This is a genomic window from Clostridium merdae, assembly GCF_900176635.1.
GTDB lineage: Bacteria > Bacillota > Clostridia > Oscillospirales > Acutalibacteraceae > Faecalispora > Faecalispora merdae.
On record NZ_FXLN01000003.1, the window covers coordinates 642,278 to 665,889 of the forward strand.

Sequence of the window (23,612 nt, forward strand, 5' to 3'; positions counted from 1 at the left end):
CTTGAATCGGAGGAATCAATATGGCCACAAAAAAAGTGAACGAGATTGCCGTACAGGAACCCGTCGTTGTTGTATACCAGAATACAGCGGCAGAAGCACTTGCCTCTAAAATGAATTCTCTGCGCAGCGCCCAGAAGCTTTTTTCTACCTATTCTCAGGAACAGGTTGACCAGATTTTCCTCGCCGCTGCCATGGCAGCGAACCACCAGCGTATTCCCCTTGCCAAGCTGGCAGTTGCTGAAACCGGCATGGGAATTGTGGAAGATAAGGTCATTAAAAATCATTATGCTTCCGAATACATTTATAATGCTTATAAAGATACAAAAACCTGCGGTGTGCTGAGCGAAGATTCTTCGTTCGGTGTGCAGACCATTGCCGAACCAATTGGCGTGATCACCGCGGTTATTCCCACCACCAACCCAACCTCAACTGCTATATTTAAGATGCTTTTGTGCCTGAAAACCCGCAACGCCATTCTTATTTGCCCGCACCCCCGTGCAAAAGAAAGCACCATTGCGGCTGCAAAGGTCGTTTTGGAAGCGGCGGTTGCCGCAGGCGCACCAAAGGGGATTATTGCATGGGTTGACTCCCCCTCCTTGGAACTAACCAATCAGGCAATGAAAGAAGCTGACCTTACCCTCGCCACCGGTGGCCCCGGTATGGTGCAGGCAGCTTACTCCTCCGGTAAACCCGCCATTGGCGTTGGCGCGGGGAACACACCGGCGATTATTGATGATTCTGCCGATTTGGTTCTTGCCGTAAATTCCATTGTACACTCCAAAACGTTTGACAATGGCATGATTTGCGCTTCGGAACAGTCGGTTATCGTGCTAGACAGCATTTACGACCAAGTGAAAGCCGAGTTTGCCGCACGCGGCTGCTACCTGCTCAACCCGGAAGAAACCGATAAGGTACGCCGCACGATTCTTATTAATGGTGCGTTGAACTCAAAAATTGTTGGTCAGTCCGCCTATACCATTGCAAAGCTTTCTGGTTTTGAAGTACCAGAGAAAGCAAAAATATTAATTGGAGAAGTGGAAAGCGTAGAGCCGCAAGAAGCGTTTGCACACGAAAAACTAAGTCCTGTGCTTGCCATGTACCGTGCCAAAAGCTTTGACGACGCCATTCAAAGGGCGGAGCGCCTTGTGGCAGACGGCGGGTATGGTCACACCTCTTCCCTGTATATTAACACAACCACACAGCCGGAACGGTTTGAGCAGTTTACCAAGGCAATGAAAACCGGCCGCATACTCATTAATACCCCTGCGGCGCAGGGTGGAATTGGAGATTTATATAACTTTAAGCTTTCTCCCTCGCTCACCCTTGGCTGTGGCTCTTGGGGCGGCAACGCTGTTTCTGAGAACGTAGGCGTAAAGCATCTGTTAAACTATAAAACGGTTGCCGAGAGGAAAGAAAATATGCTTTGGTTCCGTGCTCCAGAAAAGGTATATTTTAAGAGGGGCTGCCTGCCGGTCGCTTTGAACGAACTCAAAAATGTTCTTCATAAAAAAAGAGTGTTTTTGGTGACCGATGAATTCTTGTTCCGCAACGGCTATACCAAAGGCATCACAGACCGCCTCGACGAGCTTGGTATCGTACACACCACCTTCTTCCACGTGCAGCCGGACCCCACCCTAAACTGCGCAAAAGAGGGTGCCGCCGCAATGGACGCCTTTCAGCCGGATTGCATTATTGCGCTCGGCGGTGGCTCCGCTATGGATGCGGCAAAGATTATGTGGACGATGTATGAGCACCCTGAGGTAGATTTTATGGATTTGGCCATGCGCTTTATGGATATTCGTAAGCGCGTGTATACGTTCCCAAAAATGGGCGAAAAAGCCTATTTTATTGCAATTCCTACCTCCGCAGGTACCGGCTCTGAGGTCACTCCCTTTGCTGTTATTACCGATGAAGCCACAGGAATTAAATACCCGCTTGCCGATTATGAACTGATGCCCAACATGGCGATTGTAGACGCAGACCTGATGATGAACATGCCAAAGGGGCTTACCTCTGCCTCCGGTATTGATGCCATGACCCACGCACTGGAGGCCTACGCCGCCATGCTGGCAACCGATTATACGGATGGCCTTGCGCTCAAAGCGCTGAAAAACATCTTCACTTACCTGCCAAGGGCCTATGAAAACGGGGCAAACGACCCCATTGCCCGCGAAAAAATGGCGGATGCCTCCACCATGGCGGGTATGGCGTTTGCGAACGCGTTCCTTGGTGTTTGCCACTCGATGGCACATAAGCTGGGTGCATTCCACCACATTCCTCACGGCGTTGCCAATGCACTCATGATTCAGTATGTAATGCGCTACAACGCTGATCCTTGCCCGGCGAAAATGGGAACATTCCCGCAGTACCAGTACCCGCACACTTTGGAGCGGTACTGCGAATGCGCCGATTTCCTTGGTATTCCCGGTAACAATGAAGAAGAGAAGTTTAATGGGCTACTCAATGCAATTGAAGACCTGAAAGCAAAAGTAGGGATACCCAAATCCATTCAGGCGTATGGAGTTAAGGAAGAAGATTTCTTAAAAACGCTGGATGAAATGACCGAGCATGCGTTTGATGACCAGTGCACTGGAGCAAACCCCCGCTACCCGCTGATGAGCGAAATAAAGCAGATGTTTTTGGATGCTTATTATGGAAGATAAAAAAGTAAGCAAAAAGGAGCTGGGCAAATGCCCAGCTCTTTTTATTTTACAGCTTATATTTGTGGAATGCCGTTTCCGTATCAAAATGAACCTCTTTAAAAAAGAGAACTAACCAAACAACAAATGCTAGGATTGTAAAAGTGACGGAGAAAATACTTGTTAGCACTCCGCCAACCGCAAAGAGGAAGAACCAAACAAACAACATATTACGCATATCTTCACTCATTTTCAATTGGTCATACTGTTTGCGCTCATCCTTTGGCAAAGAATTAAAGCCACTGATTAGAACAGCGCCCTTTTCCTTTAACACTGCAAAAATAATTGCCAGCAGAAGAAAAAGTGCCGCCATAATTGTACAAACGATTGTACCAATACTCATCGCTTTCGCCTCCATTGTTCTTCAGTCTTATCATGATACCCCTTATTCTTCACTTCTGTCAAGGAATTATAAGCGTTACCACTAGTTCCGAACAGGGAATATTCTTGTTTATTTGTTTTGCTTAAAAGCTTATTGAGTATATACACAATTAGTATATTTTATTTCATTTATACCATTGGTTTATCAATTGTTTTATTTGCTCTTTTGTTCAACTTGGAAGCTTCCTAGTTAAATTAAGCTCGTAAAAAAGCCCACTGACTCTGCAAATGAGAGTCAGTGGGCTTTTTGTAAAATTATAATTCCAACAGCTTTATAGCATCAACATAAGAGGCAATTCCCTCCGCCACTTTTTTCGCCTCTTTCATTGCCAAAACAACGGTTGCTGGCTCATGAACAACATCTCCACCGGCAAAAACGCCCTTTTTCATTGTCATACCATAGGGCTTGTCCTTTGTAACAACATATCCCTTTTCATTTACAGAGATACCTGTGGTGGTAGATACAATTCGGCTGGCAGGCTTTGAGCCAATCGCAAGCATAACTACATCGGCATCTACATGAACAAGCTCGCCGTTTTGCTTTAGGGTAATTCCGTTTACACTTTCTTCCCCATCAAACTGTACTGGCTCAGAGTGCCACAAAAAGTTTACCCCTTCCTCCAAAGCACTTGTGTATTCCGATTGAAGGGCAGGCATTTCTGCTTCTCCCTTACGGTACACAATGGTAACTGAGCCCGCTCCAGCTCTTAGTGCAGTGCGGGCAGCATCCATTGCCACATTTCCCGCTCCCACAATCACCACTTTATCTCCCTGCCTGAGCGGCACTTCCTCTCTACCCACTTCACCGCTGTTAAACAACGCCACCATACGTAGAAAGTAGATGGCCTGTAAAATGCCAACCTTTTCTCTTCCCGGCAGGTCAATATCTTTGGCTAAAGCAGTCCCGCTGCCAATAAAAACAGCATCAAAATTTCGGGCAAATAAATCATCCACCGTTAAATCTGGGCCTATCATCACATTAGTTAAAAAGGTTACGCCCAAAGCTTCTATCTTTTGAATTTCTTTTCGCACAACTTCTTTGGGAAGCCGAAACTCCGGTATACCGTATATGAGCACTCCCCCAAGTTCAGATTCCTTTTCATAGATGACTACATTAAAGCCCTGCCGGGCGAGATCACCTGCAACCGTTAGCCCGGCTGGCCCCGAACCGATAATTGCGATTTTCCCTCTTGTTTTCTGCACAAGATTTTCTTTTATTAATCCCATTTCCGCATCAAAATCTGCAATAAATTCCTCTAGCTTACCAACCTGAATCGGCGCACCCTTTGCATTGAGAACGCAGTGGCCTACACACTGCTTTTCATGCGGGCATATTCGGCCGCAAACCGCAGGCAAATTGGTTTTTCTGGCTAATATTTCTCTGGCTTCCCCTAAATTCCCTTTCGAGAGCTGGTAGATAAAATCGGGAATATCATTATTAATGGGGCATCCCTTTTGGCAGGAAGGCACCTTACACCTCAAGCAACGTTTTGCTTCTTGAATCGCTTCTTGCATTGCATTGTTATGACACCCCACGTGCTTTTCTAAACTAGACATAAGTACCTCCAAGCATTTAAAATACTTTCATTTTATTCGATATCTGCCATAGAAAAAAGCATCATTATTTTTTTAACGAAAAAAGCACACCATAAATACACAAGTAAGAGCGGTTTAAGCCATGATAGCCTAAACCGCCCTTTTCATTCACAATAAATTTGTTTATATTTTGTATCGAGTACCTATCCTATGTTCCTATTCGCTATCACTCATCTTTAATTAAATTATACAGAGTGACTTATGTAAAAAATCGAAAGATATTTTTCCGTATCTTCCATACCAATTTACGAAATATTTTAGACAAAAATAATAGGACGAGCCAGATAACACCTACATTACCTGCAAATTGTAATGGATTTATAGCCAGTCCGGCCGGGAACTCTGAAATATGTCCGTGCAAAGTTATAAATGAACCGGGAAACCCAAAATAAGAAACCTGCGTAGAACTTCCCTCGCTAATTGTAAAAACTCCTGCAACCAAAGAAATTGCCACTGCAAGAATTAGCAACCTACCCTTTGGTCTTTTTATAAATTTTTTCATTCTTCACTCCGAAATATGCCTGTATTATTTTGCTCATCCAAATGTACCAACGGCATCGCTTCTTTAGGCGTGTATTCTTTTAAAGTTTAATCAACCCGATTAATTGGCTGACCGATGGAAAAGGCCTTAATGTTCTCTTCAATTAATGCGACTAAGCGCTGCCTTGTTTCCAGACCACGCCATCCCATGTGTGGAGTAATGATAACATTGTCCATTGTATACAAGGGGCTTGCATCATCTAATGGCTCCACTTCTTGTACATCTAAACCGGCTCCTGCTATTACATGGTTTTGCAATGCGTCAATCAATGCTTTCTCATCAATTAAAGCTCCTCGAGCCGTATTGATTAAAAATGCGGTGGGTTTCATCATTGCGAGTGTTTCTTTATTTATCATATGTCTTGTAGATTCGTTTAGCGGACAATTCAGAGAAATAAAGTCACTTTGGTTTAACACTTCTTCCATCGTTGTAAAATGAATATTTTCTAAATCTTCTCTGGGCGTTCTGGATGAAACTAAAATTTTCATTCCCAGTGCCGTAGCTACCTTGATTACTTCTTTTGCAATATTACCAAAACCAATAACACCCAATGTTTTACCATTTAACTCTACATGGTCAACCATTAAGTGTTTATGGAAATTATCGCGATTCCCTTGCGAAAGCATACGAATTTGTTTTTGCATGGAGCTTGCCAGATTCATCATGAAAAGAATCGCTGTATGCGCAACTCGTTCACTGCTATAAGCTGGTATGTTACATAATTGAATTCCTTTTTCACGAACTGCATCCAAATCAATATTGTTATATCCGGTTCCAGCTTCACAAATCATCTTTACACTATCCGGGAACTTTCGAATCAGGTCGCCGCTGACTTTCATCTCTTTTGTAACAACAACCGTGAATCCATCCACACGCTCTAAAATTTTATCTTCCGGCGTTTCATTATAAATTACCACATCAGATGCAATCTGTGAGTAATCCACGTTTCCATCGTAATTCACCAGGCCAGCATTCAGCACAACAGTTTTATCATTCATATTTTGGCTCCCTTCATTTGTAACTTTTGTAGCAATATGCCCTCGGCTTGTCTGGGCATTCCAAATTATATTAAAACTATCATAGCACGCTTCACTATATAAAGAAAGACATAGTCTCCTTTAACCCGAGACTATGTCTTTCTTTATTTCACATACCGGGATTTCACAAACAACACGTATGCAAATCGAGTTTTCTGGCCTAAAGTCACTTTCCACTCATTATTGCCTTTTTCCATTCTTGTATCTTTTGGCTAGAGGACTCATATTATCATTACTAATCGGAGTCTTTCTTCTTCACTTTTTATTACTCCAACCGTCTAGTTACCTTCCTGTCATATGCTTGTCTATATATCCGCAATAAAAATACCATCCGAAAGTGATTCCTAATATAAAAATATCAAAAACTGCGACACTTACTCCTAAAACATTTAATCTATTCCGAAAGATAAATGTGAAAAGGAGTAATAATAAATCGGCTACCGTAGAAGTGAAAGCAAGCGTTTTTGCCCATTTACTACGTATAATTAATAAGAACGGAGAGAAAAATCCCCCAAGCAAATTTGTCACCCATAATACTAAGAAATAAATCGGATAATTTGTAAAGTAATCCACGACTTGCTTCCCGTAACCATGAGTTACATAGTAATTCTGATTGTGTGTTAACATCATAAATAAATCATATATTCCCATGCTGTAAAGAAAAAGGACAAAGAATGAAAATAGCCATAAATGCCATGGATTTCTTTTTATAATCATTGTCTTACCCTCATAATTATTTTAAGACTTCATTGACTATAGTCTTTCATTTTTACCACTACTTATAAAGTGTATTACATTTTATTTATGTTTCAACCCTCTCGGGATAATATTCTTCCAAACCATAAGAAAAGAGCAGAAGTTTTGCCCCTGCTCTTTTCTTATGGTTTGCTATTTTGCATTTTCTATCAATTAAAATCCACGCAATTTCAGTCCAAACAACTCATTGTCACCTAAATCTTCTATTCGAATTACATCGGAAATCCCCAGTAGACCATTGTTTAATTTTTTTGTTGCCATCTGCTTTGAACTTCAATAATCGGAGCTTGTTCACTATATAAATAGCCTTTGTTGCAATTGGCTGATCAAAACCCAAATAGGTGGTAAATGTCTTTTCCTTATATTTTAAGTTTAACATGTGCTGATCCACGAAATTAAAATTACATGTCCCTAAGATTTTATGCCCAGTATGAACCGCACTCTTAAGTGTAAAGGGGTGAATCGAACCGAGCGTTTTATGGTTGTAGCTTTTCAGAAAATTATCTAACGTCCACTGAATGGCAGCTTCCCCATGCTTTTCCCCCAACCCTAAAATAACCTCAATATTAATTCTATTTGCTGAAGAATTCATCATGACAAATTTTTCTGCCAGAAGATTCGTAAGTCCAGGTGCCAACCCTATCCCTAACAGTATTTTGCTTGAGCCCTGAAGTTTTAATTGTTGAATTTTTTCAATATACTCCGAGTTTGCAGTTACATCCATATAATCAATTTCGTGGGCGTCACAAAATTCCACTAACTTGGTGTTTTCCTGATCGATACAAACAATCACCCAGCCAACATTTTCAAGCTTTGCAAAGTCTATATTATGAATATCCATGGGGCAAATTTCCGCTTGAATATTTTCCTTTTGCAGAAAGCTTCTCATTTTATCTTCACTGCGTCCAGCTAAAATTAAGTTGTAGTTTTGCAGCTCCTTCGTAATATATTGCCCTACCTTGCCGTGTCCCCCAATAATCATGATTTTGCGTTTGCAATCCATTTGTATTCGCCTCCCTTTCAAAATTGATTTTTTAAGCTGCTATCACTCGTATACACAGGTGACGCTACCCTTGCGAATGTCGTTGCGTACAGCCGCTGCGCTGCTCCTCTCTAAAAACGTGCCACCGGCACGTTTTCTTAACGCTCAGACCCTTTCGGGTTCAAATCCCTCCCGAATATTAAGAATAGAGCAGGAGCGAAGCTCCTGTATTAGTTTTGCCCGCCCAGAGAGACTCAACGGCGATTTCTCGCCTCCCAGCTTGCGGCACAGCCGCTGCGCTGCTCCTCTCTAAAAACGTGCCACCGGCACGTTTTCTTACCGCTCAGGCCCTTTCGGGTTCAAATCCTTCCCGAATATTAAGAATAGAGCAGGAGCGAAGCTCCTGTATTAGTTTTGCCCGCCCAGAGAGACTCAACGGCGATTTCTCGCCTCCCAGCTTGCGGCACAGCCGCTGCGCTGCTCCTCTCTAAAAACGTGCCACCGGCACGTTTTCTTAACGCTCAGACCCTTTCGGGTTCAAATCCCTCCCGAATATTAAGAATAGAGCAGGAGCGAAGCTCCTGCTCTATTCTTAATGGCCCGCCCGGAGGGATTTGAACCCCCGGCCTTCAGAATCGGAATCTGCTGCGATATCCAGCTTCGCCACGGGCGGAAATATTACCATAGTAGTATAGCACACCCATTGCGGTTATGCAATGCTTGCCCTCTAAATTTTGCCCTACTACGCAAACCTAAGCATTTTGGCGCATACAATGGAACAAGCTATGGAAAGGAGAAAGCACATGCAATTTCCAAAACATCCACAATACGCTCAAAATAAAAAAACATTGTATCAGGTAATTGCCGGTTCTCTCGAGGCAGGCTCTAGAAATGGCTGTCATCACAAACTGCAGGAAAAAGCCACTTTACTCGAGCAAGCAATGGATGACACGCTGCTGGTAATGGCACGCATGGTCGAACAAAAAGACCCTTATACTGCAGGGCACCAGCTGCGGGTGAGCTGCCTTGCAAGCGACATTGCTCTACAAATGGGCTGGTCACCGGAACGGTGCGATTTAATACGCCGTGCCGCCATGATTCACGATATTGGCAAAATAGGGATTCCCAGTGACTTACTCACAAAGCCGGCACGCCTCACCCCTCTGGAAATGGAGCTAATCCGAACCCATGCAGAATCAGGCTACCAAATGGTAAAAGATATTTCTTTCTTTACGCCGCTGGCAGAAATAATACGGCAGCACCATGAGCGTTTAGACGGCTCTGGCTACCCACGCGGCCTGACGGGAGATGAAATTTTACCGGAGGCTCGCGTACTTGCTGTGGCAGATGTATTTGAGGCGATGAGCTCTCACCGTCCCTATCGCCCAGCAAACTCTTTAGAGGCCTCCTTGGCAGAGATTTCAAACCGTTTGCTGTATGATGCCGCTCCCGCAAATGCGCTGCAAATTTTAATATGGGAAAAGGATTACCGTCTCCCAACCTAAACTTCAGCAATTGAAAAGAATCACCTAGTAAGATATAATTATTTTAAAATTGACCATTTCTGTATGCTTCTATTTACGTGAAGTGAATAGAAGCACGCAATGTGGAAAGGATTTTCAATGAGCGATACACCGTTATATACTGCTCTATTAGAGCATCAACAAAAAAACCGTGCCTCTTTCCACACACCGGGGCATAAAAATGCAGCAAACAGCTTACCCGCTGACCTACTTTCTTTGGATTTTACGGAGCTGCCAGACACCGACAGCCTTTTTGAAGCCGAGGGAGCTATTCTCAAGGCGGAACAGCGAGCGACTGAGCTGTTTCATTCCGCACGCACATTGTTTTCTGCGGGCGGCTGCACGCTCTGTCTTCAGGCAATGCTTTTTTTGGTGGCTCCTCGCGGTGGCACGGTTCTGTTTGACCGCGTTCTACACCGCAGTGTGGTTCATACCATGGCATTGCTAAACATAACCCCCGTATGGCTTCTTCCCCGCCCAAATTCCGGGCGCGGGCTTCCCGGCAGGGTAGAAAGCGCAGATGTACTCACCGCTTTGCAAAAGCATCCCGATGCCAAGGCTGTGTTTCTTACCAGCCCCGACTATTACGGCGTTCTGGCAGACATCTCTGCAATCTCCGCCGTATGCCGTAAAAATGGTGTTCCTCTTTTGGTGGACAATGCGCACGGAACGCATTTGGCCTTCTTAAAAGAAAACCGACACCCTTTATCTTTGGGAGCGTCCGCAACGGCATGCTCTGCGCATAAAACTCTACCTGTGCTAACCGGCGGCGCATGGCTTAACCTTGCAGAACCGACCTTTGTAGCGGATGCCAAGCATGCCATGTCGCTATTCGGCTCTACTAGCCCCTCTTACCCCATCATGGCTTCGCTGGATATTGCTCGGTCGTGGGTGCAAAATAGCGGTTATACCGCCTTTGCCGAATTGGAAGAGCGCGTTGCCGCTATTCGGAAGCTTGCCGCCAGACTAGGTATTCCTGCCCCAGAAGGAGAATGTGACCCCATTCGCCTTACCTTACGCACTTTAGAAGCCGGAATCACGGGAACAAGTGCTGCAGAGCATTTTCGCAATTGTGGTGTAGAGCCGGAATACGCAGACACCGCTCAGGTTGTACTCATTGCGACTCCGTTTAACAACGAAAGCGATTTTAAGCGCGTGGAAAACGCAATTTGCACACTTCCATTGGGAAAGGAAATGTCTGGTACACTTCCTGCACTTCCCACTCTTCCCCCCATGCTTCTCACCCCAAGAGAAGCATTGTTTTCTACCAGTGAGCAGGTTTCACTGGCGCAATCAGTCGGCAAAATCGCGGCTGAAACCGCTTGCCCTTGCCCGCCCGGAGTACCAATTGTGATGCCCGGCGAAAAAATAACAGACGAAATTGCCGAGTTTTTACGTGGGTATGGCATTTTTTCATTGAAAGTGGTAAAATAACATTATAAAACCATTTCGCTTTTTGAAACGTTCCGCAACCTGTATAGGAGGGATATATTATGAAACTGATCCTTGCCATTGTCAGCAGTGACGACAGTGCCACGGTACAGGCCGCATTAACGAAAAAGCAATTTCCCATTACAAAACTGGCTACCACCGGCGGTTTTTTAAAAGCCGGAAATACCACCTTTATTGTGGGTGTAGAAGACGATAAAGTAGAAGAGGTCATTTCTGAAATCTCTGCTCATAGCAGCCGCCGCACCCAAATCGTGCCCAGCGCTTCAGCGATGGATTTAGGGCTTTATGCCTCTTTCCCCGTAGAGGTCACGGTTGGTGGTTCTACCATCTTTGTTATGAATGTTGAGCGGTATGAAAAAGTATGATTTTTGAAGGTTTTATCGGTAACGAATCCCTGTGCCAGCAGCTTTCGCTTACGCTGGAGCAGGGGCGTTTGCCCCATGCGGTGATTTTAGAAGGCCCCACCGGCAGCGGCAAGCGTACCTTGGCAGGGATACTGGCCAGAGCATGCGTTTGCACCGCGCAGGGTGAGCGCCCCTGTGGAGAGTGCCCTGCCTGCAAAAAGGCCATAGCGGGGTCTCACCCAGATATTATTGTGGAAAGCGGCGGCACTGCCGCACGCTCATTTCATGTAGATGCCGTGCGCCGCATACGCTCCGACGCATATATTAAACCCAATGAGGCTTCCCGAAAAATATACTGCCTGTTTGAGGCTCAAACCATGTCGGATCAAGCGCAGAATGCACTGTTAAAGGTGCTCGAGGAACCGCCAGAGGGGATTTTATTCATCCTCACCTGCCCGTCTGCCTCTGCTCTGCTTCCTACCATACGTTCTCGTTCGCTTATTTTAACGCTTGAACCACCAATAGAGCAGTCTGGGGCAAACCCGGAAGCCGAGGCGTTGGCGTCTCAAATTTTGCGCGAGCTGGTTTTGCCGGATGAATCTGCCGTGCTAAAAACCTGTGCTTCACTCATACAAAACCGCGAAATGCTTCGCCAGGTGCTTGACCGCCTTACCCTGCTATTTCGTGATGCTGCTGTATTGCGTGTTGGCGGTGCATCCCTTACACGCGACCCCTCTGCCAAGGAGCTGGCGCGCCTGCTTACGCGAGACCGCTTGTTAGCGCTGACGGAGCTAAGCATTCAAACGCGCAGGCGAGTCGATTTAAACGCAAACAGCACCCTGCTCGTAACCGTATTTTGCGCACAGCTACGTGCTGTGGCAGGTTTTTAATGCCCCACAACCACACAAAGAGTAATTACAGGCGTGTCTTTCCCGCTCGCTTCGGTAAGGACATGCCTGCTGTAAATTTCTATACATCCGTCTGTAACATCATCTAATTTTATCATAAAGGAGATCGCTATGGCCGAAGTAATTGGCGTACGATTTAAAAACGTGGGCAAAGTGTATTACTTTGACCCCGATGAAAATAATCTGAAAAAAGGCGACATGGTTATCGTAGAAACTTCTCGCGGAGTTGAGTGCGGAGAAGTAGCGATGGAGAATCGTCAGGTAGATGACGAAACCATTGTACAGCCACTGAAGAAGCTGATTCGCATTGCAAATCAGGAGGACCTGAAAAAGCTGGCGGAAAATCAGATTCGGGAAAAAAGTGCTTTTGAAGTCTGCAACAAAAAGATTGCCGCACATAAGCTCGAAATGAAGCTGGTTGACGTAGAGTACACGTTCGATAACAGCAAAATTTTATTTTACTTTACTGCCGATGGTCGTGTGGATTTCCGCGAGCTGGTAAAAGACCTCGCCTCGGTATTCCGCACCCGCATTGAGTTGCGCCAAATTGGTGTGCGCGATGAAGCAAAAATGCTCGGCGGCCTTGGTATTTGCGGCAGGCCGTTCTGCTGCTCCACCTTTTTGGGGAGCTTCCAGCCGGTTTCCATCAAAATGGCAAAGGAACAAAACTTGTCTTTAAACCCGGTGAAAATCTCTGGCACCTGCGGTCGTTTGATGTGCTGCCTGAAGTATGAGCAGGAAGCCTACCTAGACCTTTTGCGAACCACCCCGAAGCTCAATGCCATCGTGATGACTCCCGAGGGGCGTGGTATCGTGGTTGACCAAAACCTGTTGACCGGCGTACTGCAAATTCGGCTCGATAAAGCACCGGATGCAGCACCCACCACCTACAAAGTAAAAGACGTAAAGCTGATTAAAGACGCTCAGCTTCGTGTGAATAAAGCGGAGCTTGAACAGCTCAAAGAGTTGGAAAAGGATTGAGATTCCATTCACGAATTGCGAAAAACCAGTTGCATTTCTGCCATTGTGTGTTAGAATAAGGGGGTAATACTTATACTTATTCTGGAGGTGCTTAACAATGGCATATGTTATTAACAGCGATTGCATTTCCTGCGGTGCTTGCGCAGGTGAGTGTCCCGTAAGCGCTATCTCTGATGGCGCAGACAAGTACGTAATTGATCCCGAGCTCTGCACTGAGTGCGGCGCTTGCGCTTCTGTATGTCCCGTAGGAGCCCCGAACCCCGAGGCTTAAGGTTCCAATGAAGCGATTTAAGGCGGAGCGTTAATTGCTCCGCCTTAAATTTTGGGACATGCACCGCGGGTTTTACCACCCGCTTTTTTATATAACCTAACTCCCCCGCCTGATGCGGGTGATTTTTATAGATACGACATTGCTTTCGGAGGTAACTCATGCAGCCCCATTTGGAGCCACTTTCTCCCCGTATTTCCGTATTCGTTTCAGAGACCCACCGCTTTAATACCGACACCATCCTGCTGGCGCATTTCGCGGCACCCAAACGGGGCGAGAAATGCGCCGATTTCGGCACAGGCTGTGGGGCAATTCCACTTTTGTGGCTTGCACGGTATGCTCCTGCTCGTATTTGTGGCGTAGAGCTTCAGCCGGATGCCTGCGAGCTTGTGCAGCAGTCGATAGCCCATTGCGGAGTCGAAGACCGGCTTCGGGTGATTCAGCAGGATTTACGCCTGCTGCCCGATGCAAAACCGCGTGACCCCTGGCTGGAGGATTGCGATTTAATCTCCTGCAATCCACCCTACAAAGCACAGGGTACGGGAATTGAAAACCCAGAGGAAGGCAAGCGGCTTGCTCGCCACGAAGCAACTTGCACCATGGAGGATGTAGCATCTGCCGCGGCCTCCTGCCTGCGGTATGGGGGACGCCTTTGCATTTGTCAGCGCCCGGAACGCCTGACGGATATTCTGCTGACTCTAAATGCAAACGGCCTTGAGCCAAAGCGCCTGCGGTTCGTACAGGCACGGGAGGGCAAAGCGCCAAAGCTGTTCCTGCTTCAGGCTCGTAAAAATGGGCAGCCCGGTGGCTTGGTGGTAGACCCACCTCTTATCATCCACAATCCCGATGGTACTTTTACCCGGGAAATGCTCGAAATCTACGGGGACTATAAACAGGCTGCAAAAGGTACAGAAAGCGATGATTCCAAAGGGTAAGCCCTTTTCCTCGTTTTTCTCACTTGGTGCACATTCAAAATTTAGGAGGGGCTTAAATGGCCGGAAAACTGTATGTTGTGGGTACGCCTATCGGGAATTTATCGGACTTTTCTCCCCGGGCAGCTCGCACCCTAGAAGAAGTGGACTTTATTGCCGCGGAAGATACCCGCGTTACCATAAAGCTGTTGAATCATCTCGGCATTAAAAAGCAGATGGTCAGCTATTTTGAACACAATAAACAAGAGCGCGGCGGCATGATTACTCGAAGAATCCTTGCAGGTGAGAACTGCGCGCTGGTCTCCGATGCCGGTATGCCCGCAATTTCAGACCCCGGCGAGCTTTTAGTGGCACAATGTGCAGAGTTGGGAATTCAAACCCTCGTCGTACCCGGGCCAAGCGCGGTAATCTCCGCATTGGCAATCTCTGGTCTTCCCACAGGCCGTTTCACATTTGAAGGCTTTTTGAGTGTGAATAAGCGCGCCCGGCGGGAGCACTTGCAGCAAGTGGCTGCGGAAAACCGCACCATGGTATTTTACGAAGCTCCTCACAAGCTCACCTCTACCCTCTCGGATATGCTTGCCGCTTGGGGAGATCGCCGCATCGCTCTCGTTCGCGAACTGACGAAAATCCATGAAGAAGTGATTCGTACCACACTTGCCGAAGCGGTACAGCGCTACACGCAGGAAAGCCCCAAAGGGGAATTTGTTTTGGTGATAGAGGGCGCTCCCGTACCCGTGGAAGAACCACTCACCCTTGAGGATGCCACAGAGCTAGCACGCACTTATTTGGAACAGGGCAGCTCCGTTTCGGAGGCGGCAAAACGTGCGGCAAAGGAAAGTGGACACTCAAAAGCAGAGATTTACAAAATAATTTGCGAATAATTATTATTTTATTGCTCTATCCTCTTGAATTTTTAACAAATTTTAGTATAATAAATAAGAAGCGATCACATCCTATTGCTAAGCGCCCGTATTCCGGCGCTTCGTTCCAGCGTAAAAATGCGTCTGGAGCAGGGTGGCATCCCTTACTGATATTTACAAGGAGGACGTACCGTATGGAACTGAAAGGAAGCAAAACCGAAGCGAATCTGCTGACTGCATTCTCAGGAGAATCTCAGGCCAGAAACAAGTACACATTCTATGCTTCTCAGGCAAAAAAAGAGGGTTACGAGCAAATCGCAGCTATTTTTGAGGAGACCGCTGGTAACGAGAAAGAGCACGCCGAGCTATGGTTTAAATACCTGCATGGCGGAGCGGTAGGTGCCACTAGAGATAACCTGTTGGACGCTGCTCAGGGCGAAAACTATGAGTGGACAGAAATGTACAAAGAGTTCGCCGAGACCGCAGAGCAGGAAGGCTTTAAGGAAATCGCCGCTACCATGAAGATGATAGCATCCGTTGAGAAAACTCACGAAGAGCGTTACCGCAAGCTGCTGAAAAACGTTCAGGAAGACCTTGTTTTCCAGAGCGGCGAGAAAACCGTTTGGGTATGCCGCAACTGCGGATACATTCATATTGGCGAGAAGGCTCCTGGAATCTGTCCCGCCTGCAAACATGCTCAGGCTTACTTTGAGCGCAAGGCTGAAAACTATTAATTTTTCAGCCGTTGCTTGAAGCAAAGCAACAAGGCTGTTTGCATTTGAATAGAAAGGCGGCAGTGCCGCCTTTCAAAAAAGCCACGGAACGTTCTGTTCCGTGGCTTTTTTCGCTCTTTTGTTGGTGATTTCTTTGAGTGATTTTTATTCTCTTGCAGATGCGACCCGCCGCGTTTACTGAAACTAAAATAAAAAAAGCCGGATAAAATCCGACGAAACAGAACGAAATTATCAGTTATGTGATATATTTTCCCATTTTTATATTTTCATCTTGCATTATTTGGTAAATAATGTTAATATTTATCTTGTAAGGTGATTTAAAAAGCAAAGCAGGGATGAGTGTCGTAACCACCCACCCCCTGCTACGGAGATCCAGCCTCCATAACAACAGTTTACACTGCACTTTGCTTCCCAATTATAACCCATAATTTCCCTTTTGTATAGGGGCAAGAATGGTACCCTTTGTGATTGTGAGCCGTGCGTTTAAGTGCAGACTGCATTCGATAGAACTTTTATCGCTTGTTGTGGAGTACCCTTTTCATTGAGGGTTTCCGTGACAAGCGCTTTTTTATTGCCTTGCAGACAAAGGCAACGCGAGGCTGGGTATATAGGTAGTTATTGACCGAAAAAAGACTGCCATGCTTGTGTGGGAAGAAGTCAGCTCTTTGAATCAGCTATGTTTTCCACTCCCCTGGTAAGGCATTTGCAGGAGAGTTGACGCCGAAAGTTGGAGGATAAATAGAACCCAGCTTCGCCGAGCTAATGTCTGTAAGCAAGCAACGCCGCACTATCGCCCGTGCGGCTAACGCCGTTCCTTCATTGGAACGGCGTTCTTTTTTACTCTTTTTAACTAAAAGTTTACTTGTTCATTCATGTTAGAAATTTTAGCTATATTAATAAAAGAAGTTTTGCGCTAAGCGCAAGAGTTTCTGCTGGCGCAGGGCTTTGCCCCTCATGCCGGGGCGGGCACCTACTTTCACGTAAGGGTAAAAGTAGGCAAAGGCCTTCCAAGGGGAGAGTATCGATTCTCTCCCCTTGGATCCCCTCTCAACGACCAAAGGCTCTGCCTTTGGAATCCGACTGAGCTACCGCTCTGCATCTATTTTCCGCACAGGAAACAAGCCTGTGCGTTGCAGACTATGCGTAAGGTTTTGCTTTGCCGCCCGTAAATGGACGAAGTACCTAGCTTCCTTAATATGTCTCTGCGAGCGGACGAGAGCGCTCTAAAAATGACCGCCGACGGAAGATTGCAAATTGCTATCCGTTTGTACTAGCAAAGGAGAGTGGGCATTTTTAATGGAGCGCCCTTACAGTAGCCATTGTTTAACGGATTGGGGTCGTTTCCCAAACGAATTCCAAAGGCAGAGCCTTTGGTGAGTCTTTCCGCCTTTTCTCCTCATCGAGAAAAGGCGAGCCTGCCCCGGCTTGAGGGGCGAATGAAAGAAAAGAAGAAATTACTTGCGGCGGCAGTCGCTTAAAAAATTTTTACAATAAATAGCGCAGAAAGATATAAGTTTATCTTTTGGACTCTATTTTCTTTCGCATATAAGCAACTATAAAAAAGACCCATCTATGTAAAAACACAGATAGGTCTTAAATAACGCTTACTAGAATAGAGCATTAAATTATACGTTGAAACGGAACAGCACCACATCGCCGTCTTTCATCACATATTCCTTGCCCTCTGAACGTACCAGCCCTTTTTCTTTGGCTGCCGTCATCGAACCGCATTCCATTAAATCGTGATACGCAACCACTTCCGCACGAATGAAGCCGCGTTCAAAATCAGTATGGATTTTACCAGCCGCCTGCGGTGCCTTAGTACCAATCGGAATCGTCCAAGCGCGCACCTCCTGCTGGCCAGCAGTCAGGTACGAAATTAGGCCAAGCAACGAGTAGCACTCACGAATCAGGCGGTCAAGCCCAGATTCCGCTAACCCCATGTCCTCCAAGAACATTTGCTTCTCTTCCATCTCCATACCAGAGATTTCGGCCTCAATCTCTGCACAAATTGGCAGCACACCAGAATTTTCTTCTTTTGCCAGCTTCTGAACCACCGCGTAATACGGGTTATTTTCCACGCCATCCTTAAAATCGGTATCGCTCATATTGGCGGCGTATATGACCTGTTTATTGGTGAGCAAAGATACCGTTGCGAGAATCTCTGCCTCTTCCTCAGTGCATTCCACACTGCGAGCGGTATGCCCAGCATCCAGCTCCGCACGTACACGCTCCAAGAACTCGCACTCGGTCTGGTATTTTTTATCTGCCTTAAGCATTTTACGGCTCTTGTCCAAACGGCGGTCAAGAACCTCCATGTCGGAGAGTATCAACTCTACATTAATGGTCTCCACGTCACGTGCAGGGTCTACACTGCCATCAACGTGAATAATATCGTCATTCTCAAAGCATCGTACCACATGAACAATCGCATCTACCTCGCGAATGTTCGCCAAGAACTGGTTGCCAAGGCCCTCACCCTTGGAGGCGCCACGAACCAAGCCCGCAATGTCTACAAACTCGATGGTAGCAGGGGTGTACTTTTCGGGGTGATACATTTCGGCAAGCTTGTCCAAGCGTTTGTCCGGCACAGCAACCACACCAACGTTGGGCTCTATAGTACAAAATGGATAGTTGGCAGACTGCGCTCCGGCGTTGGTAATAGCGTTGAACAATGTGCTTTTTCCAACGTTGGGCAGCCCGACGATTCCCAGCTTCATTTCAATCATCAACCTCTTTCTCTTACAAAAGCATTCAGCTTATTATATTCTTTTTCTGCTTTTCACGCAAGGCTATTTCAGCCAATCAGCCCAAGTCGCTCCAACAGCCATGCCAAAGCGTAAATAAGCGGCTGGTGAGCCATGTAAATAATCAGCGCCCAGCGTCCCATCCAAGAAAAGAACGGAACCCGGCTGGGGTACATCCATTGAGGTGCCAAGCCCTTTGCGACCGGTATACCAATCACCGTGCCCGCTAAGAAAAGAAAGCCCCAAGGCAGCAGCGGAAAATAATCGGATGACCGAAAGGAAGAATCGTAAAACCCGAGTGGAAACAACCCGGGGATATGATAGATTTCACCCGGCAATGGAATCACCGACACCGGTCCAAAGCCCAAATAGCCGGATGGAATGGGTCTGGTAAAAAAATACAGGAAAACAAATAACAATACAATTACCCATGAGAACGGGATTTTTTTCAGGTATCGTCCCAAAAGGCCGTACAGAATCATACACACAGCAAGAAAGTGCAGAATTCCGAACCAAATCGCGTAGTCCGGCGTTACAAGAGCCGTAACCAGTGTAACTGCCAAAGCAATGGCAAGCAGGCGCAGCCCCCTTCGCAAATTTGAGCGAGATAAAAGGGACGAGATTCCCGATATCATGATAAATAACGCTGCAAAAAAAGGCTCTGCCGGGGTAAAGAATTGAAAGAGTATCATCATCCACTTGATTTCATACAAAAAAGCAAATGTATAAAATGCGTGGTAAAAAACCATGCAGAACACTGCAAAACCACGCAGTTCGTCCATTAAGTATAGGCGAGGCCTCTGCCCCGCCGCCGGCGCCTTACTTTCTTCGCTCAAAATCATTCCTCCTGCCATTACCATTGCCGTTTAAATTGGTAATGTTCTTACTAATTGGCATTTTTGTGAAGCGACTATACAAAAATTGCTCGATTTTCACGGGAACATAAGCAAATTTACCGCTTCAAACCTAGGCCGTACCGTGTTATACTAGTTTTAGTGAAGATTGCCCGGATTGCCCGGTGCATGTTTTCACTGCAATTAGATAATTTTCTATTATTTATTATATCGAAGGAAAGGAAGAATTACAATGAATGAACCGAAAATTGGACAAACGCTTTCCCGCGATTACACTGTAACAGCCGCAGATTTAGCCTCCGCTTTTGGCAGCGGTAGCGTTACCGTTTTAGCCACTCCTAAAATTGTTGCATTAATGGAGGGCGTTGCCGCTGAATTGGCACAAGGCTACTTAGAGGATGGAATCACCACCGTAGGAGCCGAAATTAGCGTAAAGCATATGGCACCCACCGCGGAGGGTGTAACAGTGAAAATCACCGCAGAGCTAACCGAGTGCGACGGCCGCAAATTTGCCTTTACTCTTCAGGCATTTGATAACGTAGGCCTAATTGCGACTGGTAATCATGTGCGAGCCAGCATTAAAACGGCAAACTTCCTTAAAAAAGCACAAGAGCGCGCACAGCAATAAACACACCGCAGAAAGGAATACCCATGAAACCTGTTTATCCCCTCGTTTTATTTGATTTGGATGGTACCCTAACGGAATCCGGCCCGGGCATCCTGAGCTGCGTGAGTGAGATTATGCGGCGTTTGGATATTCCCGTACCCCCGCCAGAAGTATTGCGTACCTTTATCGGCCCTCCGCTCTTCCAGAGCTTTTCGCAGACCTGCGGCCTCGATGATGAAGTTTGCGACCAAGCCGTAAAAATGTACCGCGGTTTGTACGAAACGGAAGGCATTCATAAAAATTCCGTTTACCCAAACACCATTGAGCTATTAACAACCTTGCGGAAGGCTGGTGCAAACATTTGCATCGCTACTTCAAAGCCATTGCCGCAGGCAAACCGCGTGGCAGAGATTTTTAGGCTTGCACCACTGGTCGATTTTATTGCAGGCCCCGCGGGAAGCTCCGAGAGGGAAAGCTCAAAGCTAGAGCTTATCAACTCATGCCTTGCGCATTTTTCCGTAGAACCGCAACACGCTGTGATGATTGGGGACACCAAGTTTGACGCTGATGGCGCACAATTGGCAGGCACAGCGTTTATTGGAGTTCTTCACGGCTACGGCACCCGTGAAGAAATGCTCGAATATTACCCAAAGGCTCGCTTTGCTGCAGATTTTTCAGAACTGGAGCACATGCTCTTGACAAACTGATTCAATGCGGATATAGTGAAACTTAGAACTGAATACGGGGTGCTGCGTATACGCGGCTGAGATGAGGCGGATTGACGCCTATGTCCCTTTGACCTGATCTGGATAATGCCAGCGTAGGAAATTTTTGCAGCATAGCAAAACGCATTGTGGTATTTTCTGCAATGCGTTTTTTGTTTGCGGCAGTTTTTCAGGGAGATCGGCAGTTCATACATCGGTTATCCGTTACCGGAACAGCGGAAGTGTCAACACCAAGCAAATAAAAAAATTGGCTGGCACAGAAAGGATCTTTTATGAAAAAAACAAATACCATCGTACTTGTGGAATGTGCGCTTATGATTGCACTCTCCACTGTTCTGAGCATGATTAAGGTGTTTGATTTGCCGCAGGGCGGGTCTATTACCTTGGCGAGCATGGCTCCCCTCGTTCTCGTTTCTTATCGTCACGGTGTGAAATGGGGTTTGGGAACGGCATTTGTTCACAGCCTGCTGCAAATACTGCTTAACTTCACTGCCCCTCCTGCAAAAACGCTGACAGCATTTTTGCTTGTGGTACTGCTGGACTATGTACTTGCTTTCACCGTGCTGGGGAGCGCCGCTTTTTGGGGCAAGCCATTTCATAACCGTTCCGTAAGTATTGTTTTTGGCGTTGCAATTGCTGTTTTTCTGCGCTTTATGTGCAGTTTTCTGTCCGGTATCTTTATTTGGAGCGAATATGCTCCGGATGGCACCCCTGTTTGGCTGTATTCCTTAGTTTATAACGGAAGCTACATGCTGCCCGAACTGGTAATTACCGCTGTGGTTACCCTTACTCTCGTTAAAGTATTAGACAGAACAGGGAACCGCTCCGCGCATGCCGCGTAAAGCGCTCTTACCAAAGGATAGAGGGCTTGTTTGGAGGAAGTCCACAAAGTTGGGACAGACCTGTAAACAAATAGGAGGGCTTGTCATAAAATACATTAGGTGAGCCAAACGCCTTCTTCCAATTCATGTTCCTCCTATTAATATATAGTTCACCTTGCCGTACAGAGGCAAAAGAGGGAAAACCGTGCCGGCGGTTTTCCCTCTTTACTATTTACTTCGCATAAATAAACTCTATGGAAGACAATCTTACCTTTCTTAATGCCTTTATAGTGTCAATCCAGTAAACGCAACATAATAGAACCCAAAACACAAGTAAAAAAGGAAGTCACCGGGTCCACCGGCGGCTTCCTCTTTTTAGAGTTAATGCTTGCAGTCACTTACATTTGGTTTTTCTACCGTACTACGGCTAAATAACCCTCGAACGAACGCAACTAGTTTATTCTGTTGCATTACAGTGGAGTTCTCCGAAAATACAATAAGTGCACAAATCAGGCTGGCAACCAGCAAAAGGAAGAAACAGCCTAAAAGTAAAACCGAACCGTACGATGTGCCCAAAGCAAACTCATAACGCTGCTGAAACGAAGACAAAACTGCCGCCGCTACCGCAGTGGCTACGGAACCAATAAACTGCTGGAGTGTATTAATAATCGCGTTGCCATCCGGCAGCTCTCCTGCTTGCAGAGCACTCAGGCTGCTTGCCATGAGGTTGCTATACGATAGCCCTAAACCAACCATAAACACCAAATGAGAGGCAATGAGTAAAACTACCAAATTGCTGCGCAGCAGCGCGGCAAGCAGTAACATGCCTACACAAGCAATGCTAATGCCTATTAGAATCGGCTTTTTTGCACCCGATTTATCTAAAATTCGGCCGGAGATTGGGGCAAGCAATGCTCCAGCCAGTGCGCCGGGGAACATAAACATTCCCGCCGCGGAGGAATCCAGCCCCGTAACAATTTGCAAGTAATTGGGGAAGACAAAGGAATTCCCTAAAAGCAGGGCCTGATAGATGAGAAAACAAACCATCATAGCAGTAAATCGCTTATTTTTAAGCACACTCAAATGCAAAAGCGGCTTTTGTCGATTAAAATGCATAAACAGCCCACCTGTTATAATACTACCGACAAAAAACAGCGCTGCGTTAATTACCTGGCTGGCACTGAGTGCCATTAAAACAAAGGTAAATGTGGCGGCCAAAAACACGGCGCTCCAAATTGAAATTGGTTCCCGTGCTTGCTTTTGTTCTTTGGGAATAGAACGCAGACCTAAAAACAAAGAGAGAATAATTAGTGGAATTAAAAAAAGGAAAATATCGCGCCAAGTAAAGTAATGAGAAAGGACCCCTCCGTACGTGGGGCCAATCGCAGGGGCTATTGCGGTGGTCAGTGTACCGATTCCCATCATCATACCGCGGCTTGATTCCGGCGCCTTTGTTAGAATGATATGGAACATCAGCGGTAATGCGAGTCCGGTTCCCACCCCCTGTAATAAACGCCCCAATAGCAGGAGAGCGAAGGAAGGTAAAAAATAGTTGACCAACATGCCGGATAAAAAGAATAGGTTCGCACAAACAAACAGGGCCCGAATCGAAAAGTTCCGATTCAAATAAGAGGACAACGGAACAATAACCGAAATAGCCAAAAGGCAAATGGTCGTAACCCACTGCACAGCGGCGGTTGTTACACCAAACTCGTGAATTAAGGTGGGAAAGGTTACGTTCATAGCGGTTTCAATTAATACGCCTGAAAAAGAGAGCAGCCCGGTTGCAATCACCGCCGCAATTAAGTGAAAATTCTTTTGCTTCGCCATAATAACTCCTTTATAAAAACAAAAAAGAGAC

21 protein-coding genes, 1 tRNA gene and 1 riboswitch are annotated in these 23,612 nt (G+C 46.2%); of the genes, 13 read left to right on the forward strand and 9 right to left on the reverse strand.

Annotation, left to right across the window (positions count from 1 at the left end; genetic code table 11):
- The first annotated feature begins 20 nt into the window (after nt 1–20).
- On the forward strand, nt 21–2,663 hold the full coding sequence (gene adhE, locus CAN90_RS04870; protein WP_085832699.1) for a bifunctional acetaldehyde-CoA/alcohol dehydrogenase: 2,643 nt from the start codon (nt 21–23) through the stop codon (nt 2,661–2,663).
- A gap of 46 nt (nt 2,664–2,709) precedes the next feature.
- On the opposite strand, the gene CAN90_RS04875 is transcribed toward adhE, so the two are convergent.
- From CAN90_RS04875 to CAN90_RS04905, 6 genes are all read right to left on the reverse strand, one after another.
- Nucleotides 2,710–3,042: a DUF3784 domain-containing protein gene (locus CAN90_RS04875; RefSeq protein WP_085832700.1), complete on the reverse strand. Its 333-nt coding sequence runs from the start codon at nt 3,040–3,042 to the stop codon at nt 2,710–2,712.
- Nucleotides 3,043–3,335: 293 nt separating this feature from the next.
- Complete coding sequence (locus tag CAN90_RS04880) at nt 3,336–4,637, reverse strand: NAD(P)-dependent oxidoreductase (protein ID WP_085832701.1); 1,302 nt, start codon at nt 4,635–4,637, stop codon at nt 3,336–3,338.
- A gap of 627 nt (nt 4,638–5,264) precedes the next feature.
- Nucleotides 5,265–6,215, reverse strand: coding sequence for a 2-hydroxyacid dehydrogenase (locus CAN90_RS04890; RefSeq protein ID WP_085832703.1), 951 nt, complete (start codon nt 6,213–6,215; stop codon nt 5,265–5,267).
- A gap of 321 nt (nt 6,216–6,536) precedes the next feature.
- Nucleotides 6,537–6,971 (reverse strand): hypothetical protein, encoded by a 435-nt coding sequence (locus CAN90_RS04895; RefSeq protein WP_085832704.1) that lies wholly within the window; start codon nt 6,969–6,971, stop codon nt 6,537–6,539.
- 229 nt (nt 6,972–7,200) lie between these two features.
- Nucleotides 7,201–8,013: a saccharopine dehydrogenase NADP-binding domain-containing protein gene (locus CAN90_RS04900; protein ID WP_085832705.1), complete on the reverse strand. Its 813-nt coding sequence runs from the start codon at nt 8,011–8,013 to the stop codon at nt 7,201–7,203.
- 575 nt (nt 8,014–8,588) lie between these two features.
- Nucleotides 8,589–8,665, reverse strand: a tRNA-Arg gene (locus CAN90_RS04905).
- 130 nt (nt 8,666–8,795) lie between these two features.
- Here CAN90_RS04905 and CAN90_RS04910 point away from each other — a divergent pair.
- The 9 genes from CAN90_RS04910 (at nt 8,796) to rbr (ending at nt 15,997) form a co-directional block, all read left to right on the forward strand.
- Entirely contained in the window at nt 8,796–9,497 is a 702-nt protein-coding gene (locus tag CAN90_RS04910) for an HD-GYP domain-containing protein (RefSeq protein ID WP_085832706.1), read from the forward strand.
- A 117-nt stretch (nt 9,498–9,614) separates the two neighbouring features.
- Nucleotides 9,615–10,949 carry an aminotransferase class I/II-fold pyridoxal phosphate-dependent enzyme gene (locus tag CAN90_RS04915; protein WP_085832707.1) on the forward strand — a complete coding sequence of 445 codons (1,335 nt, stop codon included), beginning with the start codon at nt 9,615–9,617 and terminating at the stop codon, nt 10,947–10,949.
- Between the two features lie 59 nt (nt 10,950–11,008).
- The gene (locus CAN90_RS04920) at nt 11,009–11,332 is read left to right on the forward strand and encodes a cyclic-di-AMP receptor (protein ID WP_085832708.1); all 324 of its coding nucleotides are present in this window, start codon (nt 11,009–11,011) and stop codon (nt 11,330–11,332) included.
- Complete coding sequence (locus CAN90_RS04925; protein WP_085832709.1) at nt 11,329–12,201, forward strand: DNA polymerase III subunit; 873 nt, start codon at nt 11,329–11,331, stop codon at nt 12,199–12,201. Before CAN90_RS04920 ends, CAN90_RS04925 begins: the two co-directional genes overlap by 4 nt.
- A gap of 129 nt (nt 12,202–12,330) precedes the next feature.
- Entirely contained in the window at nt 12,331–13,200 is an 870-nt protein-coding gene (locus CAN90_RS04930) for a PSP1 domain-containing protein (RefSeq protein ID WP_085832710.1), read from the forward strand.
- A gap of 97 nt (nt 13,201–13,297) precedes the next feature.
- Complete coding sequence (locus tag CAN90_RS04935) at nt 13,298–13,471, forward strand: 4Fe-4S binding protein (protein WP_074432630.1); 174 nt, start codon at nt 13,298–13,300, stop codon at nt 13,469–13,471.
- 158 nt (nt 13,472–13,629) lie between these two features.
- A complete protein-coding gene (locus CAN90_RS04940; RefSeq protein ID WP_085832711.1) occupies nt 13,630–14,403 on the forward strand; it encodes a tRNA1(Val) (adenine(37)-N6)-methyltransferase in 774 nt (257 codons plus the stop codon).
- 56 nt (nt 14,404–14,459) lie between these two features.
- Nucleotides 14,460–15,284, forward strand: a complete 825-nt coding sequence (gene rsmI, locus CAN90_RS04945) for a 16S rRNA (cytidine(1402)-2'-O)-methyltransferase (RefSeq protein WP_085832712.1) — start codon at nt 14,460–14,462, stop codon at nt 15,282–15,284.
- Nucleotides 15,285–15,457: 173 nt separating this feature from the next.
- Complete coding sequence (rbr, locus tag CAN90_RS04950) at nt 15,458–15,997, forward strand: rubrerythrin (protein ID WP_085832713.1); 540 nt, start codon at nt 15,458–15,460, stop codon at nt 15,995–15,997.
- Between the two features lie 1,625 nt (nt 15,998–17,622).
- On the opposite strand, the gene ychF is transcribed toward rbr, so the two are convergent.
- The gene (ychF, locus tag CAN90_RS04955; protein WP_187138305.1) at nt 17,623–18,717 is read right to left on the reverse strand and encodes a redox-regulated ATPase YchF; all 1,095 of its coding nucleotides are present in this window, start codon (nt 18,715–18,717) and stop codon (nt 17,623–17,625) included.
- Between the two features lie 77 nt (nt 18,718–18,794).
- Nucleotides 18,795–19,580: a heparan-alpha-glucosaminide N-acetyltransferase gene (locus CAN90_RS04960; RefSeq protein ID WP_085832715.1), complete on the reverse strand. Its 786-nt coding sequence runs from the start codon at nt 19,578–19,580 to the stop codon at nt 18,795–18,797.
- Nucleotides 19,581–19,830: 250 nt separating this feature from the next.
- Between CAN90_RS04960 and CAN90_RS04965 the strand changes: the two genes are divergently transcribed.
- The 3 genes from CAN90_RS04965 (at nt 19,831) to thiT (ending at nt 21,772) form a co-directional block, all read left to right on the forward strand.
- Complete coding sequence (locus CAN90_RS04965) at nt 19,831–20,226, forward strand: thioesterase family protein (RefSeq protein ID WP_085832716.1); 396 nt, start codon at nt 19,831–19,833, stop codon at nt 20,224–20,226.
- 23 nt (nt 20,227–20,249) lie between these two features.
- Nucleotides 20,250–20,912, forward strand: a complete 663-nt coding sequence (locus CAN90_RS04970; protein WP_085832717.1) for an HAD hydrolase-like protein — start codon at nt 20,250–20,252, stop codon at nt 20,910–20,912.
- Between the two features lie 25 nt (nt 20,913–20,937).
- Nucleotides 20,938–21,050, forward strand: a riboswitch (TPP riboswitch).
- A gap of 152 nt (nt 21,051–21,202) precedes the next feature.
- Entirely contained in the window at nt 21,203–21,772 is a 570-nt protein-coding gene (gene thiT, locus CAN90_RS04975) for an energy-coupled thiamine transporter ThiT (protein ID WP_085832718.1), read from the forward strand.
- Nucleotides 21,773–22,132: 360 nt separating this feature from the next.
- On the opposite strand, the gene CAN90_RS04980 is transcribed toward thiT, so the two are convergent.
- Nucleotides 22,133–23,581: an MFS transporter gene (locus CAN90_RS04980; protein ID WP_085832719.1), complete on the reverse strand. Its 1,449-nt coding sequence runs from the start codon at nt 23,579–23,581 to the stop codon at nt 22,133–22,135.
- Between the last annotated feature and the right edge of the window lie 31 nt (nt 23,582–23,612).